Source organism: Nocardia violaceofusca NBRC 14427 (assembly GCF_963869435.1).
GTDB classification, from domain to species: domain Bacteria; phylum Actinomycetota; class Actinomycetes; order Mycobacteriales; family Mycobacteriaceae; genus Nocardia; species Nocardia aobensis.
Window position 1 is genome coordinate 21,668 of the sequence record NZ_CAWMPM010000012.1, and the last position, 14,714, is coordinate 36,381.

Here is a 14,714-nt window from a genome sequence, read left to right on the forward strand (position 1 = left end):
CCGGAACCGAGAGCGACGACGAGAAGCGGCAGCGCCGGATGTGGTGAATTGTCCCGCAGGTCAGGGCGAGCGAATCGGTACGGTACCCGTGCGGTAGTAAGGATCCATGGAGGCCTTCTATCGACCCGATCCCACGGATCCCGCGCTGTTCCACTCCACCGAGCTGACCCGCGGTCCGTGGTCGCCGGATGCGCAGCACGCGGGGCCGCCGTCGGCGCTGCTCGGGCATGTGATCGAGCGCTGTGAGCCGCGGCCGGGATTCCGGGTCGGCCGCGTGGCGGTCGAAATTCTCGGGCCCGTTCCCATCGCGCCGTTGCGGGCCGAGGCGCGGGTGGTGCGGCCGGGGCGCAGTGTGGAGTTGATCGAGGCCACCGTCGCCACCGACCGCGGTCCGGTGTTGAAGGCGAACGCGTGGCGGTTGCGAGTTGCGGACCCGGAGGTCGAGGTGCCGGCGGATGCGGTCGCCGTCGGCGCGTACCCCGGGCCGGAGACCGTGCCGCACAGCGGGGAGTTTCCCAGCAACCAGCCCGTCGGATTCCACACCGGGATCGACTACCGCTTCGTCGCCGGCTCCTTCCAGCAGCCCGGACCGGCGGTGTGCTGGATCAAGCTGCGGTATCCGATCGTCGCGGGAACCACGCCGAGCCCGCTGGAGCGGGCCCTCGCGGCAGCCGACTCCGGTAACGGCGTGAGTGCGGTATTGGATTGGGAGCGTTACCTTTTCATCAACACCGACCTCACCGTCACGCTGCATCGTGAACCCGTGGGGGAGTGGGTCTGCCTGGACGCGGTCACCTATCCGGAACGCAGCGGCATCGGGATGGCCGAATCCCGGCTCTACGACGAGAAGGGCCCGGTCGGCCGCAGCACCCAGACCTTGCTGATCGGCAACCGGTAGCGGGCGGGCCGCTGCGCTTCTTCCCGCCACGGGTGACTTTCGAATCCCTCGGCTACCGTGACGACGTGGACGAGTGTGGCGCTGGAAGCTGTTGATGTCGAGAGTGTTTCGCTGGGGTGCGGCAGTGCTGGCGGTGGCGGCCGTCCTCGTCACGTCCGGCGCGGCGGTCCCGTCGCCCGTCACCGGCATGGACCGCTTCTACCGGCAGCAGCCGAAGTGGAAGCCTTGCGCAATGGAGACGCTGGACGCCGCCGGAGGATCCTGCGCGGCGGTGCGGGTACCGCTGGACTATGCCGATCCCGACGGCCGCACCCTGAACATCGCGATATCCCGGGTGCCCGCGACCGACCCGGACCGCAGGCGTGGTGTCCTGCTGGCCGATCCCGGCGGGCCGGGAGCGTCCGGGCTGGACACCGTCGATCTGCTAGGGGATGTTCTCGCGCCGGAGGTCCGGGCACAGTACGACCTGATCGGAATGGACCCCCGCGGCGTCGGGCGGTCCGACGGCGGCCGGACCTGCGGCTGGCCGATCGGCGAGATGATCCGCTCCGCCGGCGTCGGACCGGACGGATTCCTCACCGACACCGCCCGCGCCGCGCGTCTGGCAATGGCTTGTCTGACAGGCGATTCCGCCTCACTGCGGCAACTGACGACCCGCAACACCGCGCGCGATATGGAGGTGATCCGGCGCGTCCTCGGGGAACCGTCGCTGAGCTACTACGGCGTCTCCTACGGCACCTATCTGGGCGCCGTGTTCGCGCAGATGTTTCCGCGGTCGGTCGATCGCATGGTGCTCGACAGTGCGATCGATCCCGACCGATACTGGAACGCGATGGTGCACGATTGGGGTGCCGCCGACGAAGCGGCACTGGACGATTGGGCCGGATGGGCCGCTCTCCGCGACCCTGACTATCACTTCGGCACTACGGCCGCACAGGTACGCGGTGCGGTCGAGGAGTTGTTGAACGACATTGCCCGACAGCCCATTACGGTGAACGACTTCGTCATCGACGATCATTGGCTGCCGTTCCTGCTGCACAATCTGCTGGGCAACTTCCGGCTGAACGAGAAGATGGCCGACACCGTCGCCGAACTGCGGGCCGCGGCCGGCGGAATGCCGCCGGCCGGCCACACGCCCTGGCTGACGGATACGCTGGATTCCCTTCGGCAGTACGAGGATTCGGCGCTGGCGTTCATCGCCTGCGGTGACGATGCCGCGCCCGAGGATCCGGTGCACTACCGGTCGGAGATCGAACGCCGCCGCGCCACGCAGCCGATCTTCGGCGCGCTGGCGGCCAACATTCAGCCCTGCGCCTTCTGGCCCCGGCCCGTGGAAAGCATGACCACGGTGCGGAATTCGGTACCGGCGCTGATCGTGCAGGCGACCGGCGACCCCCGCACCCCGTACGATCACGCCGTCGCACTTCATCGCGATCTGAGCGCGTCCCGCCTCGTCACACTGGCGGATGTGCGGATTCACATGACGTTTCGCCCCGGCCTCAGCCGCTGCGTCGGCGCGGCGATCAACGGATACTTCGCCGATGGCCTGTTACCCGCGACCGATGTGGTGTGCGCGCCCGACACCGCAGCTGAGCCGTAGCGCACACAAGGCCCGGCTTCCGAGGAAGCCGGGCCTTCGCGTACGAAATCAGCGCGGCGCCATGCGGATCGCACCGTCGAGGCGGATGGTCTCGCCGTTGAGCATCGGATTCTCCACGATGTGGCGGGCCAGGGCCGCGTATTCGGTGGGGTCGCCGAGGCGGGCGGGGTGCGGGACCTGCGCGCCGAGGGCCTTGATGGCCTCCTCGGGCAGGGTGGCGAACAGCGGGGTGTGGAACAGGCCCGGCGCGATGGTGTTCACGCGGATGTTCACACTCGCCAGGTCGCGGGCGATCGGCAGGGTCATGCCGACGATGCCGCCCTTGGAGGCGGAGTAGGCGGCCTGACCGATCTGGCCGTCGAAGGCCGCGACCGAGGCGGTGTTGATGATGACACCGCGCTCCTCACCCTCGGGCTCGGTGGCCGCGATGCGCTCGGCGGCCAGCCGGATCACGTTGAACGTGCCGATCAGGTTGACGTTGATGATCTTGGTGAAGTCGGCCAGCGGGAACGCGCCCTTCTTGCTGACCGTCTTGATCGCATTGCCGATACCGGCGCAGTTCACCGCGATCCGCAGGGTGCCCAGCTGCGCGGCGGCATCCAGCGCGGCGCTCACCTGCTCCTCGTTGGTGACGTCGGTCGCGGCGAAGACCACACCGTCGCCCAGCTCCTTGGCGATCGCCTCACCGTTGGACGACGGCAGGTCGATGATCACCACCTTGGTGCCCTGGCCGTGCAGTTCCTTCACCGTGGCCAGGCCCAGACCCGACGCGCCACCGGTGACCACGGCGACCGCATTCTCGAGCTTCATACGAGGTCCTTTCTGATCGGTATCGGCGTCAGACTAGTCGCCGCACCACCCATAAGTAAATAGCGGTTCGCCTCTCTGTTCACGATGAAGCAGGAGGCGATCCGCGATTGGTTCTTTTGTTATACCAGCTCACAGCGATCCATCCAGGACGTTGCGTGCTGGTCGCGCGACCTTGATGTTCTGCCGAGTTCGCTACTTTTAGCCGACCGGGCACACGCTAGAACATGTTACAGTTTCGACGGAAGCGGCGGCAACCGCCGAGGTCGGCGCGAGAGTCTGCCGCAGGGCGGTGACCGCGGCGGTGACGGCCGCGCCGCCGGTGGTCCACGCGGTTCCGGCGGGCTGGGTGGTGAGTACGACGACCACGTAGCGGCCGGGCTGGGCCGGATCGGTGGAAACCAGACCGGTGGTATTCAGCGTCGTGGAGTCGTCGAGCGTCATCCAGCCCTGTTTGATCGCCCAGTCCGTCCCGGTGAGGGCGTCGGGGATTCCGAAGTACTGATCGGTTCCGTCGGCGGCGGTCGCGCTCGCCTGATGCAGCGCCGTGACTATCAGATCGCGGGCCGATTGCGGGATCTCGGCAGCGATGTAGTGATAGATCCGCACCACATCAGCCGGAGTGGTCAGTGTTTCACCCCACTGAGCCGGATCGTCCGGTGGCTGGGTGGCGCCGAGTCCGATGTCCGCCGCGACGCGGGACACGATGCCGGGGCCGCCGTCGGTATCCCACAGCGCGTCGGCGATATCGTCGTCGCTGGCCGACAGCATCTGCGACAGCAGCGCGGCGGTATCCGAATCCGGCTGCCAGTCCAGGCTTTTCAACTCGTCCAGGGCGATCAGCAGTTTGACCACCGACGCCGTGTAGAACTGCCGATCGGTGTTCAGTGCCACGAGGGTGGTTCCGGTGGTGGTGTCGACCACGTCGATACCCACCCGGCTGCCGGGTTCGGCGGTGAGGATCGCGTTCTGCATCTGCTGCGCCACCGGATTCGACGAAATCGGCTGGGCCACAGCGGTGGTCGCCGGGGCATCGGCGCCTACGGTGGCTGCCGCCGCGGCGGCGGTGCCGGAACCGGGATGTGCCGCGGCGGTTCCGGTCGCCACATGTGCCACCGCGATTCCCGAAATCGCGAGTACCACAGCGAATGCCGCGACAGCCAGTGCGCGCCGGCGCGGACGGCCGGACGGAGTGTTCATATCCTCCAGAAACCGCGCGCAGCTGTGTACAGCTCGAGGGCTGGTTGGTAGAACGCTGTCGGTTCACGGTGCGCTCGCTCCGGGCGTGTTGGTGGACGCGGACCCGGTCCCTGCGCCACGATCGTGGGGTGACCAAGAGCTCCTATCACCACGGAGATCTGCGCGCCACGCTGCTGACGGCGGCGGCCGAGCAGATCGCTGCCGACGGCGTCGACGCGGTGTCGCTGCGAGCACTGGCCCAGCGCGCCGGCGTCTCACATGCCGCGCCCGCCCACCATTTCGGCAATCGGCAGGGTTTGCTCACCGCGCTCGCGATCCGCGGATACGAGCTGCTGGCCGACGAATTGCGGGGCGCCCGCGACGATTTCCGGGAGATGGCGGTCGCCTACATCCGCTTCGCGCGCCGCCATCCCGGGCATTTCGACGTCATGTTCCGGCACGACCTGCTGCGGGCCGACGATCCGGAGCTGATCGCGGCGCGCACCGTCTCCGGCGAGGAGTTGCGTTCCGGCGTAGCCCAACTGGGCGTCGCGGAATCCGCGCGACCGGCGACCGAACTGGCGGCCTGGTCGCTCGTGCACGGCTTCGCGTCACTGTGGCGCGAGGGTGCGCTCACCGACTCCGAACTCGGCGGCGCCGATCCCGAACTGCTGGCCCGGCAGATGGTCGCCACCGTCGACTTCGTGGGAGCGAAAATGTAACGACGACACCGATATTCGGCTCAGCGCTCGTGAACCATCTCGGCCACCCGGCGCTGCGCTTCTGTCGCATCGGTGTCGACGACAGCGTCGGTGGTGGCGGTTTCGTTCCGGCCGGCGAGCAGATCGCGGATTTCGATCAACAATTCCGTTTGGGTCGGCACGGCCTTCTTCTTGCGGCTGAACCGTTTCTGCAAGGTGTTCATCGGAAGAATGAGCACGAAATACAGCACCGTCGCCACCATGAGGAAATTGACGGCCGCACTGATGATCGGTCCGAGGGCGATGAACGTGGCCGGTTTTCCGGCGACCAGTTGCACGCCCAATCCGAGCTGCCCGTTGGTGCCCACGACCGCCAGCAGCGGCTCGACGATTCCCTTCGTCACCGAGGTGACGATCGCGGTGAAGGCCGTGCCCATCACCACCGCGGTCGCCAATTCGATGACGTTGCCGCGCATCAGGAAGTCTTTGAACCCTTTGAGCATGTCAGCCTCACGATCGATCCGAACACATCAACGCTGTCTCGGACCGGCAGTCTAACGGCGAGCAGCGAACCAGCAGCAACTCGTTGTGGGCTCGATCACGTGTTCGGATCCGAATCCGTCGGTCCCGGACGATAACCTTTCCGGCGTGGCCGAGAATTCGCCGGAGCTCTATCGCGAACGCCGCTCGCGGGCGTCCGCGGGCGCGATGGTGTGGCAGCGGGAGGTGACGGGGGAGTCGGCCACGGTGTTGCCGGACGGCTGTATGGATCTGTTGTGGCTCGGTGGCCGGCTGGTGGTGGCCGGGCCGGATACCCGGGCCTACCACAGCGGCGCTGCCGCACAGACCGTGTACGGGATTCGTTTCGCGCCGGGCACCGCGCCGGGACTGCTCGGCGTGCGTGCGCCGGAATTGCTGGATCGCCGCGCCCAGCTGGACGAGCTGTGGTCGGCGCGGCGGGCCCGCGTCATGACCGACGTGGTCGCGGCGGCGCCGGATCCGCTGCGCGGACTCGAGGAGGTGGCTCGTCGCTGCGCGGCGGCGACCACCCCGCCCGACCCGGTGGTGGCGCAGATCGTGCGCCGGCTGGATGCGGGGGAGACGGTCGCGGCCACCGCCGACGCACTGGGGCTGGGTGCGCGGCGGCTGCATCGGCTCTCGGTTTCGGCCTTCGGATACGGGCCGAAGATGCTGGCCCGCGTGCTGCGGATGCGCAGGGCTCTGGATCTGACTCGCACGGGCGTGGGTTTCGCCGAGACCGCGGCGCTGGCCGGATATGCGGATCAGGCCCATATGACCCGCGAGGTCCGGGCGTTGACCGGGCGATCTCCCGGTCGTATCCGAGGAGCCGCCGCGCGCCCCGGGGACGCTCAGCCCAGCGGCGCGTAGAGATCGACGCCGTTGCCGTCGGGGTCGTGCACGGTGGCGTAGCGCTGGCCCCACACGGCGTCGAAGGGCTTCGTCTCCCCGTGGTATCCGGCCGCGACCAGATCATCGAATACCGCGTCGACCTCGGCCGCCGAACCGCATTCGACGGCCAATCCGATCCGGCCCGCCGCCGCGTTCCAGCGCCGATCGCCGCCGACGTCCTGGGCGATGTTCTCCTCGGAATCGAGCATCAGCCGGAATCCGCCCGGCAGCGGCGCTTCCACGTGCCCACCCCCGACGACCTCGCCGAATTCGAGACCGAGCCGCCGGTAGAAGCCGAGCGCGGCCGTCAGATCGGAGACGACCACGCCGATTGCGTTGAGTTGAGGTGCCATGGCGTCACCGTAGAGCGCCGCCGGGGGTGCCGTCTTGAACGAATCGGACGGCGTGGCTGGTTTTGTCACAATTCGGGATCGAAAGCCTGGTGACCAGGATCAATCTATAACCGCAACGTGCTGACCACCACAATCGGAGTGAATTTAGGTCGAAACGCTGGTCCGAGTGATTAGCGTTTCCTCCAACGTGTTCGGGGACGCGAATGAGGGCAGGAGGGAAATGGGTACCGACCAGACATTGCTGCATCGTTTCGTGATCTCGCAGATGACCGACGCCGGGATCGATCGTGACCGACTGCTGCGCGAATGCGAACTACCGGAATGGACACTGGCCGGCGAAGGCGTTCATGTGCCCGCGCGGGTCTTTTCCCGGTTATGGGAGATCGGGGAGAATTGGCTCGACGACCCCGACGTGGCGCTGCACGTGGCCAGCAGATATCAGCTGGCCGCCACGCGGCTCTACGACTATCTGTTCGCGAGCGCGCCGACCGTGGGCGCCGGCCTGGCGACCTGCGGCCCGTATGTCACGGCCGTGACCACCAATCACCGTTTCGATCTGGTGGCGGAGAACGAGGCCGAAACCACCCTCTACCTGGACATGATCGAGGGTGAGGGTCGCGGCCGCGAACTGGTGCAACTGTGGGGACTGGTCGCCGTGCTGACCCGTGCCCGTCGCGTTGTGGCGGCACCGCTGGACCCGGCCCGGGTATCCCTGCGACAGCCGGCACCGCGTCGGCTGGAGGCGTTCGCCGAGGTATTCGGTTCGGCCGACGTGGAATTCGGTGCCCCGGTGGATTCGATGACCTTTCGGTCGGCCGATATGGATCTGCCGCTGACCACCGCCGATCCGGTGCTCGCGGATGTGCTGCAACCGCTGGCCGCCGCGCTGCCGCCGCCACCGCCGCTGGCCTCCGCCTGGCCGGAGCGGGTTTCGCGGGCCTTGGCCGACGCCTTCGCGGAGGGCGAGGTCTCGCTCGAGCAGGTGGCGCGGCGGCTCGCCATCAGTCCGCGCACTCTGCAGCGGCGGCTGTCCGAGGCGGGGACCACATGGCGGCGCGAATTGGATCGGGCCCGCTTGGCCCGGGCCCAGGCCGCGGGACCGCTGAGCCGGGAGCGGCAGGCGGCGTTGCTCGGCTATGCGGACGCCGGCTCGATGCGGCGTGCGGCGCGGCGCTGGTCGATGGTGGCGCACACGCGCACTGCGGGATCGGCCGACTGTCAGGCCTAGTTCACCGGACGCGCCCCTGATCGCGGGGCTGCGTAGCCGCGGAGCGCTTCGTTCGATCACCGGCCTCGGCGTGCGGGTGTAGCACCGACGCCGAAGTGGGTGATCGAGCGGCACCGCGGGCTGCGCTATGCCCGCAGATTGCTCGCCGCGATACTCCAGAACGTATGCCGGTCCAGTGCCTGGAAATCCCAGCTCTCGGCGATGGCGTGGGAGGTGGCGACGATGGCCGGTACATCGAAGTCTTCGCGGGTCGCCGTGCCCTTGGCCTCCAGTTCGGCGATCACGTACTGGGTGGCGGTTTCGAAGGTGTACAACACGGTGCTCTCCCATCGGTCGTAGCTACACATCCGGAACGCGCTGCGCGTACTTCGTCAGTCTTGTCACGCTGTCGGAATCGGGCCAGCGCCGAACGCGCCACATCCGGGCAAATGTGCCATTTTCACATTTCGACGGCCGCGAGGAATCTGCGTGAGAATTCTGTACCCGCAGGCGGTTTCGACCAAACTATTCACCGAAAGTGTAGCGCCGCCGGCAAGCCTCCGGCGGCGAGCAACTCATCGGCAAAGCTGTGGCGAACCGCTAAACGGTCGGTTGTGCAAGGACATCCTCGTAGCGGAATTCCGCCGCGATCCCAGTGCCGGCGGCATGGGCGGCCTCCTCGCGCTGCCGCAGCTCGACGCGGCGGATCTTGCCCGAGATCGTCTTGGGCAGTTCGGTGAATTCGATCCGCCGCACCCGCAGATACGGTGCGAGGTGATCGCGCGCGTATTCCAGGATGGCCCTTGCGGTTTCGCGGTCCGGCTCCCAGCCGGCGGCCAGCGTGACATACGCCTTGGGGACGGCCAGGCGGGTGTCGTCGGGTTGCGGCACCACCGCGGCCTCCACCACCGCCGGATGTTCGATCAGCACACTTTCGAGTTCGAACGGCGACACCTTGTAATCGGAGGATTTGAACACGTCGTCGGTGCGGCCGATATAGGTGATGTAGCCGTCCTCGTCGCGGGCCGCCACATCGCCGGTGTGGTAGTAGCCGCCCTCCATCACCGCCGCGTTCCGTTCCGGGTCCTGGAGGTAGCCGTTCATCAGATTGACCGGATGGGCGCTCAGATCCAGGCAGATCTCGCCCTCGTCGGCGGGCCTGCCGGTGACCGGATCGACCAGCACGACGGGCACCCCCGGCATGGGGCGGCCCATCGAGCCGGCCTTGACCGGTTGTCCGGGGGTATTGGCGATCTGCAGGGTGGTCTCGGTCTGCCCGAATCCGTCCCGGATGATCAGTCCCCAGGCGTTTTCCACCTGGGCGATCACATCGGGGTTGAGCGGTTCGCCGGCGCCGAGGATTTCGCGCAGTCCGGACGGACGCTCGCCGAGGTCGGCCTGAATCAGCATGCGCCACACCGTCGGCGGCGCGCAGAAGGTGTTGACCTCCGCACGCCGCAGCTGACCGAGCAGCGCCTCGGCGTCGAACCGGCCGTAGTTGTAGACGAAGATCGTCGCTTCGGCGATCCAGGGCGCGAAGAAGCAGCTCCACGCGTGCTTCGCCCAGCCCGGCGCGCTGATCGCGAGATGCACGTCACCGGGACGGACGCCGATCCAGTACATGGTGCTCAGATGTCCGACCGGATAGCTGATCTGGTTGTGCTGCACCATCTTCGGCTTACTCGTCGTGCCGGAGGTGAAATAGACGAGCAGTTCGTCGCCCACCTGCGTCACGGTGGGGAACGGGCCCGCGGACTCCACCGCGGCGGCCTCCGCGTAGTCGTGCCAGCCCTCGACCGGACCGCCGACCGCGATGCGCCGGTAGTCGCCGGGGACCTCGTCGAATTTCGCGGTGTCGCGAGCGTTGGTGAGGACGAAACGCACCTCGCCCCGGGTGATCCGGTCGATCAGATCGGCCGGCCCGAGCGCGCCCGTGGTGGGCATGACCACCGCGCCGAGTTTGGCGACGGCGAGCATCGACTCCCACAGCTCGACCTGGTTGCCCAGCATCAGGATGACCCGATCACCGTGGCGCACACCGAGTCCGGCGAGCCAGGTCGCTACCCGATCCGAGCGCCGCGCCATCTCGTCGAAACTCACCCGCAGTTCACTGCCGTCCTCCTCGACGATCCACAGCGCGGTGCGGTCGTTGCCGCGTGCGATCACGTCGAACCAGTCCACGGCCCAATTGAACGCGCCCGTCAGCCGGGGCCAGTGAAACGTCCGCACCGCGGTGTCGTAGTCGGTCGCCAGGTCGACCAGCCGGTCGCGCGCCTGGCGATACACCTCGGTGTTGGACGTCATCACTGCACTCCTGTCTGTTGCTGATCCTGCTCCGGCTCGCCGAACAGGCGGACCGAGGTCGCGCGGATATCGACCTTGCGCACCTTGCCGGTGACCGTCATCGGGAATTCGTCGACGACGTGGACATAGCGCGGAATCTTGTAATAGGCCAGGCGTCCGCCGCAGAACTGCGCCAGCGTCTGCGCGTCCAGCCGGGCCGCGCCCTCGCGCATCCGGATCCAGGCCACCAATTCCTCACCGTATTTCGGATCCGGGATTCCGACGACCTGCGCGTCGAGGATGTCGGGGTGGGTGTAGAGGAATTCCTCGATCTCGCGCGGATAGATGTTCTCGCCGCCGCGGATCACCATGTCCTTGATCCGGCCCGTGATCGCGACGTAGCCGTCGTCGTCCATGGTGGCCAGATCGCCGGTGTGCATCCAGCGGGCGGCGTCGATCGCCTCGGCGGTCTTGTCCGGATCGTTCCAGTAGCCGAGCATCACCGAATAGCCGCGCGTGCACAGCTCACCCGGTTCCCCGCGCGGGACCGTCAGCCCGGTTTCGGGATCGACGATCTTGATCTCGAGGTGCGGGCCCACCCGGCCGACCGTGGCGGTGCGCTGGGTGATGGTGTCGTCGCGCCGGGTCTGAGTCGAGACCGGCGAGGTTTCGGTCATGCCGTAGCAGATGGACACCTCCGCCATGCCCATCCGCTCGATCACCTGCTTCATCACCTCCACCGGGCACGGTGAGCCGGCCATGATGCCGGTGCGTAGCGAACTCAGGTCGAAGGATTCGAAGTCTGGATCGGCCAGTTCGGCGATGAACATGGTCGGCACCCCGTACAGCGAGGTACAGCGTTCCTCGGCGACGGCGGCCAGGGTGGCCCCCGGTTCGAAGGAGGCCGCCGGAATCACCATGGCCGCACCGTGACTCGTCGCCGCCAGATTGCCCATCACCATGCCGAAGCAGTGGTAGAACGGCACCGGAATGCAGATCCGGTCGGCCTCGGTGTAGCCACACAATTCTCCGACGAAGTAGCCGTTGTTGAGGATGTTGTGGTGCGACAGCGTCGCGCCCTTGGGGAAACCCGTGGTGCCCGACGTGTATTGGATGTTGATCGGGTCGTCGGCGGCGAGTGCCGCTCCGGCCTCGGCCAGGCGCGCGGGATCGGCGGCGCGACCGGCGGCGACCAGCGCCTCCCACTCGGCGCTGTCGAACAGGACCACCCGCTCCAGCTCCGGGCATTCGGGCCGTACCCGGCCGATGATCTCCGCGTAGTTCGAGCTCTTGTGCGCCCGCGCCGAGATCAGCATCCGGATCCCGGCCTGGGTGATCACGTAGCGCACTTCCTCGCTGCGGTAGGCGGGATTGATGTTGACCAGGATCGCGCCGATCTTCGCGGTGGCGAACTGCACCAGCGTCCATTCGGCACGGTTGGGAGACCAGATGCCGACCCGGTCACCCTTGCCGATTCCGGATTCCAGTAGGCCGAGTGCCACGGCGTCGACCTCGGCGGCGAATTCGCGGTAGGTCCAGCGCACTCCGGTCACCCGGTCCACGAGTGCGTCTCGATCACCGTGGGCGGCCACCGTGCGATCGAGATTCGCCCCGATCGTCTCGCCCAGCAGCGGCACATCCCATACCCCGTGCGTATAACTGACCGGCCGGACCCGGCCCATACTCGCGCTCACGGATATAGGATTCACGTCACACTTTGCTCTCCACCACCCCCGGAAAGGGGTAGCGCCGATGGCTCCCGCCGATCTGCTCCGCCCGCGCGACGCCGATGCGTTGCGGGCCGAGTTGCGGCAGGTCTCGGCACTGTCCGGGATGCCGGTGGTGTTCGGAGGAGAGGTCTGCGACGGGGCGCTGATCCTGAGCGAGTTCTTCGGCACCCGGACCGCCGCGATGCGCGGACTGGTGGTCTCGCCGACCTCGGGGGTGGGTGGCGCGGCCGTCGCGAGCCGGCGTCCGACCTCGGTCGCGGACTATCGGGCAGCGGCGACCATCACCCATCACTACGACGCGCCGGTCTCGATGGAGGGGTTGCGCGCGGTGGTCGGGGTACCGGTCGTGGTGGACGGGAGTTCCCGGGCCGTGCTCTACGTCGCCAGTCGCGAACCGGGGCCGATCGGCGATCGGATCGCCGAGCTGGTGCTGCGGTCGAGCCGGCGGCTGGCGGTGGAACTGGCGGTGCGCGACGAGGTGGACCGGCGGCTGCGCCTGCAGGCGGCGCGCGGGACTGCGGAAGTCACCACCGCCACGCCACCGGATGCCGTTGTCGCGGAACAACTTCGGGATCTGCACGCCGAGGTGCGCGGGATCGCGCAGACGCTCACCGACGCCGAGGCTCGCAAGCGGCTGCGCGCCGTATCGGACACCCTGGTGCGCCTGATGGGCGGGTCCGATGAGCCCGTCGCGGCCGACGCCGCGCCCGGACTGTCCCCGCGCGAACTCGACGTGCTGGCGTACGTCGCCCTCGGTTGTACGAACAGCGAAGCGGCGCAGCGACTTTCGCTGCGTCCGGAAACGGTGAAAAGTTATCTGCGCAGTGCCATGACGAAACTCGGCGCCCACACCCGGCACGAGGCGGTGGTCCGGGCGCGCCGCTGCGGTCTGCTGCCGTGATGCTGTCCGACGCTGAACGGCCTCGGATACGCGACTGCCGGCCCGGAGAACCGGACCGGCAGATGCTGTTCCGCCCGGCGACGCGGCCGTAGCGGTGTGACCGTGATCGGTGTGGACTAGGCCTGCGGCTCGACCAGCTGGATGTCGAGTTCGATGGCGACCTTGTCGCTGAGCATGGCGGTGGGCAGGCCGGGCGCGACGTCGAATTCGCTGCGCTTGATGGCGCCGGTGGCGGTGAATCCGGCGTGGCGGCTGCCGTCCGCGAACGGCTGTACGCCGCCCCATTCGACGTCGAGGGTGACGGGCTTGGTCACGCCGCCGAGGGTCACCTCACCGGTGACCTCGAACTCCTCGGCCACCCGCACCGGCTCGACGGCCTTGAAATGCAGGGTGGGGCGATCGGTGACGTTGAGCAGTTCGGCGCTGCGAACGTGCTCGTCACGCTGGGAGTTGCCGGTGTCGAACGAGTCGAGGTAGATGGTGGCCTCGATGGTGGCCGCACCCGAGGCGTCCACGACGAAGCTGGTCTCGAAGTTGTTGAAGCGGCCGCGGACCTTGGAGATGCCCAGGTGGCGGACGGTGAAGTTCACCGAGGAGTGGGCGGGGTCCAGGGCCCAGGAGCCGGTAGCGAGAGTGGTCTGCTCGGAAGTGGTCATGTCCACCAGATTTGCGGACCGTGGTCCGGTTAGCCACACCGCGGTTATCCTGGGACTGCCAGGGCGTGGATAAGGGGGCCCGGACAGATACAGGATGGTGTGGTGGCACGATCGGAATTCGGCGAGTTTCTCATCGCGCGGCGGGCGCAGCTGCAACCCGAGGATGTCGGGTTGCCGGTCGGCCGCCGGCGACGCACCCCCGGACTGCGTCGCGAAGAGGTCGCGGCGCTGGCCGGGGTGAGTGTCGATTATCTCGCCCGCCTCGAACAGGGCCGCGATACCAACCCCTCGATGGCGGTGCTGGGTGCGCTGGCCGAGGCGCTGCGGCTCAACGAGGTCGAACGCCACCATTTCGGCAATCTCGCGGTCGGTATGGAACACGCGCGTGAGTGCCCGTCCTCGGGTCAGGCGCGGGAACAGGTCACCGATACCGTGCAGGCCGTCCTCGATGCGATGCATCCCACCCCGGCCTTCGTGGTGGGCCGGTGGCTCGACATCCTCGCCTGGAATCCGGCGTGGCGCGATTTCGCCGAACCGCTGGGACTGCTCGACGAGGTCGCCGAACACAATCTGGCCACCTACTTCTTCGCGCATCCGCAGGCGCCGCAGCGGTGGCGGGACTGGCCGGTCGCCGCGGAGATGATGGTGTCGACGCTGCGTTCGGCGCGCACCCACTGGCCCGACGATCCCGGGCTCGACGCGCTGATCCAGGGATTGCACCGATTTCCGGAATTCTCCTGCCGCTGGCGGGAACACCGGGTCACCGAATTCCGGTCCGGTGCGCTGCACATCGACCATCCGCAACGCGGCGAGGTAGAGGTCGAGATCCAAACACTCAGTCCGGCAATCGATCAGAGTGTGCAGGTGTGGCTGGTCGACCGGCGCGCCGTGCGCACCCCCGCCTTACGACTGGTCAACGAATAACCTCCGCGCCCGAGTCCGCTCAGCTGTCGATCCGGACACGGAATCCGCGGTCCGCGACTCGTGAG

Annotated in this window: 15 protein-coding genes; 7 read left to right on the forward strand and 8 right to left on the reverse strand. The window is 67.7% G+C overall.

Annotation, left to right across the window (positions count from 1 at the left end):
* Positions 1 to 106 precede the first annotated feature (106 nt).
* Both AC5592_RS09855 and AC5592_RS09860 read left to right on the forward strand, forming a co-directional pair.
* Positions 107 to 898 (forward strand): thioesterase family protein, encoded by a 792-nt coding sequence (locus AC5592_RS09855; RefSeq protein ID WP_063064008.1) that lies wholly within the window; start codon positions 107 to 109, stop codon positions 896 to 898.
* A 94-nt stretch (positions 899 to 992) separates the two neighbouring features.
* On the forward strand, positions 993 to 2,498 hold the full coding sequence (locus AC5592_RS09860; RefSeq protein ID WP_063064172.1) for an alpha/beta fold hydrolase: 1,506 nt from the start codon (positions 993 to 995) through the stop codon (positions 2,496 to 2,498).
* Positions 2,499 to 2,546: 48 nt separating this feature from the next.
* Here AC5592_RS09860 and AC5592_RS09865 read toward each other — a convergent pair whose 3' ends face one another.
* Both AC5592_RS09865 and AC5592_RS09870 read right to left on the reverse strand, forming a co-directional pair.
* Positions 2,547 to 3,308, reverse strand: a complete 762-nt coding sequence (locus tag AC5592_RS09865) for a 3-hydroxyacyl-CoA dehydrogenase (RefSeq protein WP_063064009.1) — start codon at positions 3,306 to 3,308, stop codon at positions 2,547 to 2,549.
* A 198-nt stretch (positions 3,309 to 3,506) separates the two neighbouring features.
* Positions 3,507 to 4,505, reverse strand: a complete 999-nt coding sequence (locus AC5592_RS09870) for a serine hydrolase (protein WP_063064010.1) — start codon at positions 4,503 to 4,505, stop codon at positions 3,507 to 3,509.
* A 128-nt stretch (positions 4,506 to 4,633) separates the two neighbouring features.
* On the opposite strand from AC5592_RS09870, the gene AC5592_RS09875 reads away from it, so the two are divergent.
* Positions 4,634 to 5,206 (forward strand): TetR/AcrR family transcriptional regulator, encoded by a 573-nt coding sequence (locus tag AC5592_RS09875; RefSeq protein WP_036509868.1) that lies wholly within the window; start codon positions 4,634 to 4,636, stop codon positions 5,204 to 5,206.
* Between the two features lie 20 nt (positions 5,207 to 5,226).
* On the opposite strand, the gene mscL is transcribed toward AC5592_RS09875, so the two are convergent.
* Positions 5,227 to 5,688 (reverse strand): large conductance mechanosensitive channel protein MscL, encoded by a 462-nt coding sequence (mscL, locus tag AC5592_RS09880; protein WP_036509865.1) that lies wholly within the window; start codon positions 5,686 to 5,688, stop codon positions 5,227 to 5,229.
* A 145-nt stretch (positions 5,689 to 5,833) separates the two neighbouring features.
* On the opposite strand from mscL, the gene AC5592_RS09885 reads away from it, so the two are divergent.
* Positions 5,834 to 6,574 carry a helix-turn-helix domain-containing protein gene (locus AC5592_RS09885; RefSeq protein WP_232329283.1) on the forward strand — a complete coding sequence of 247 codons (741 nt, stop codon included), beginning with the start codon at positions 5,834 to 5,836 and terminating at the stop codon, positions 6,572 to 6,574.
* On the opposite strand, the gene AC5592_RS09890 is transcribed toward AC5592_RS09885, so the two are convergent.
* The gene (locus tag AC5592_RS09890) at positions 6,556 to 6,948 is read right to left on the reverse strand and encodes a VOC family protein (protein ID WP_083871495.1); all 393 of its coding nucleotides are present in this window, start codon (positions 6,946 to 6,948) and stop codon (positions 6,556 to 6,558) included. The genes AC5592_RS09885 and AC5592_RS09890 overlap by 19 nt on opposite strands.
* A gap of 220 nt (positions 6,949 to 7,168) precedes the next feature.
* Between AC5592_RS09890 and AC5592_RS09895 the strand changes: the two genes are divergently transcribed.
* Positions 7,169 to 8,176, forward strand: a complete 1,008-nt coding sequence (locus tag AC5592_RS09895; RefSeq protein WP_036509860.1) for an AraC family transcriptional regulator ligand-binding domain-containing protein — start codon at positions 7,169 to 7,171, stop codon at positions 8,174 to 8,176.
* A 125-nt stretch (positions 8,177 to 8,301) separates the two neighbouring features.
* Here the strand turns inward: AC5592_RS09895 and AC5592_RS09900 are convergent, their stop codons facing one another.
* The 3 genes from AC5592_RS09900 to AC5592_RS09910 all read right to left on the reverse strand — a co-directional run bounded on the left by AC5592_RS09900 (position 8,302) and on the right by AC5592_RS09910 (position 12,120).
* Positions 8,302 to 8,493: a hypothetical protein gene (locus tag AC5592_RS09900; protein WP_030515537.1), complete on the reverse strand. Its 192-nt coding sequence runs from the start codon at positions 8,491 to 8,493 to the stop codon at positions 8,302 to 8,304.
* Positions 8,494 to 8,755: 262 nt separating this feature from the next.
* Positions 8,756 to 10,459: an AMP-binding protein gene (locus AC5592_RS09905; protein ID WP_063064011.1), complete on the reverse strand. Its 1,704-nt coding sequence runs from the start codon at positions 10,457 to 10,459 to the stop codon at positions 8,756 to 8,758.
* On the reverse strand, positions 10,459 to 12,120 hold the full coding sequence (locus AC5592_RS09910) for an AMP-binding protein (protein WP_063064012.1): 1,662 nt from the start codon (positions 12,118 to 12,120) through the stop codon (positions 10,459 to 10,461). The genes AC5592_RS09905 and AC5592_RS09910 overlap by 1 nt, the downstream gene beginning before the upstream one ends.
* Before the next feature lie 70 nt (positions 12,121 to 12,190).
* Between AC5592_RS09910 and AC5592_RS09915 the strand changes: the two genes are divergently transcribed.
* Entirely contained in the window at positions 12,191 to 13,069 is an 879-nt protein-coding gene (locus AC5592_RS09915; protein ID WP_063064013.1) for a helix-turn-helix transcriptional regulator, read from the forward strand.
* A 116-nt stretch (positions 13,070 to 13,185) separates the two neighbouring features.
* Here the strand turns inward: AC5592_RS09915 and AC5592_RS09920 are convergent, their stop codons facing one another.
* Entirely contained in the window at positions 13,186 to 13,725 is a 540-nt protein-coding gene (locus tag AC5592_RS09920) for a YceI family protein (protein WP_036509847.1), read from the reverse strand.
* A 102-nt stretch (positions 13,726 to 13,827) separates the two neighbouring features.
* Between AC5592_RS09920 and AC5592_RS09925 the strand changes: the two genes are divergently transcribed.
* A complete protein-coding gene (locus AC5592_RS09925; protein ID WP_036509958.1) occupies positions 13,828 to 14,649 on the forward strand; it encodes a helix-turn-helix domain-containing protein in 822 nt (273 codons plus the stop codon).
* Positions 14,650 to 14,714 lie beyond the last annotated feature (65 nt).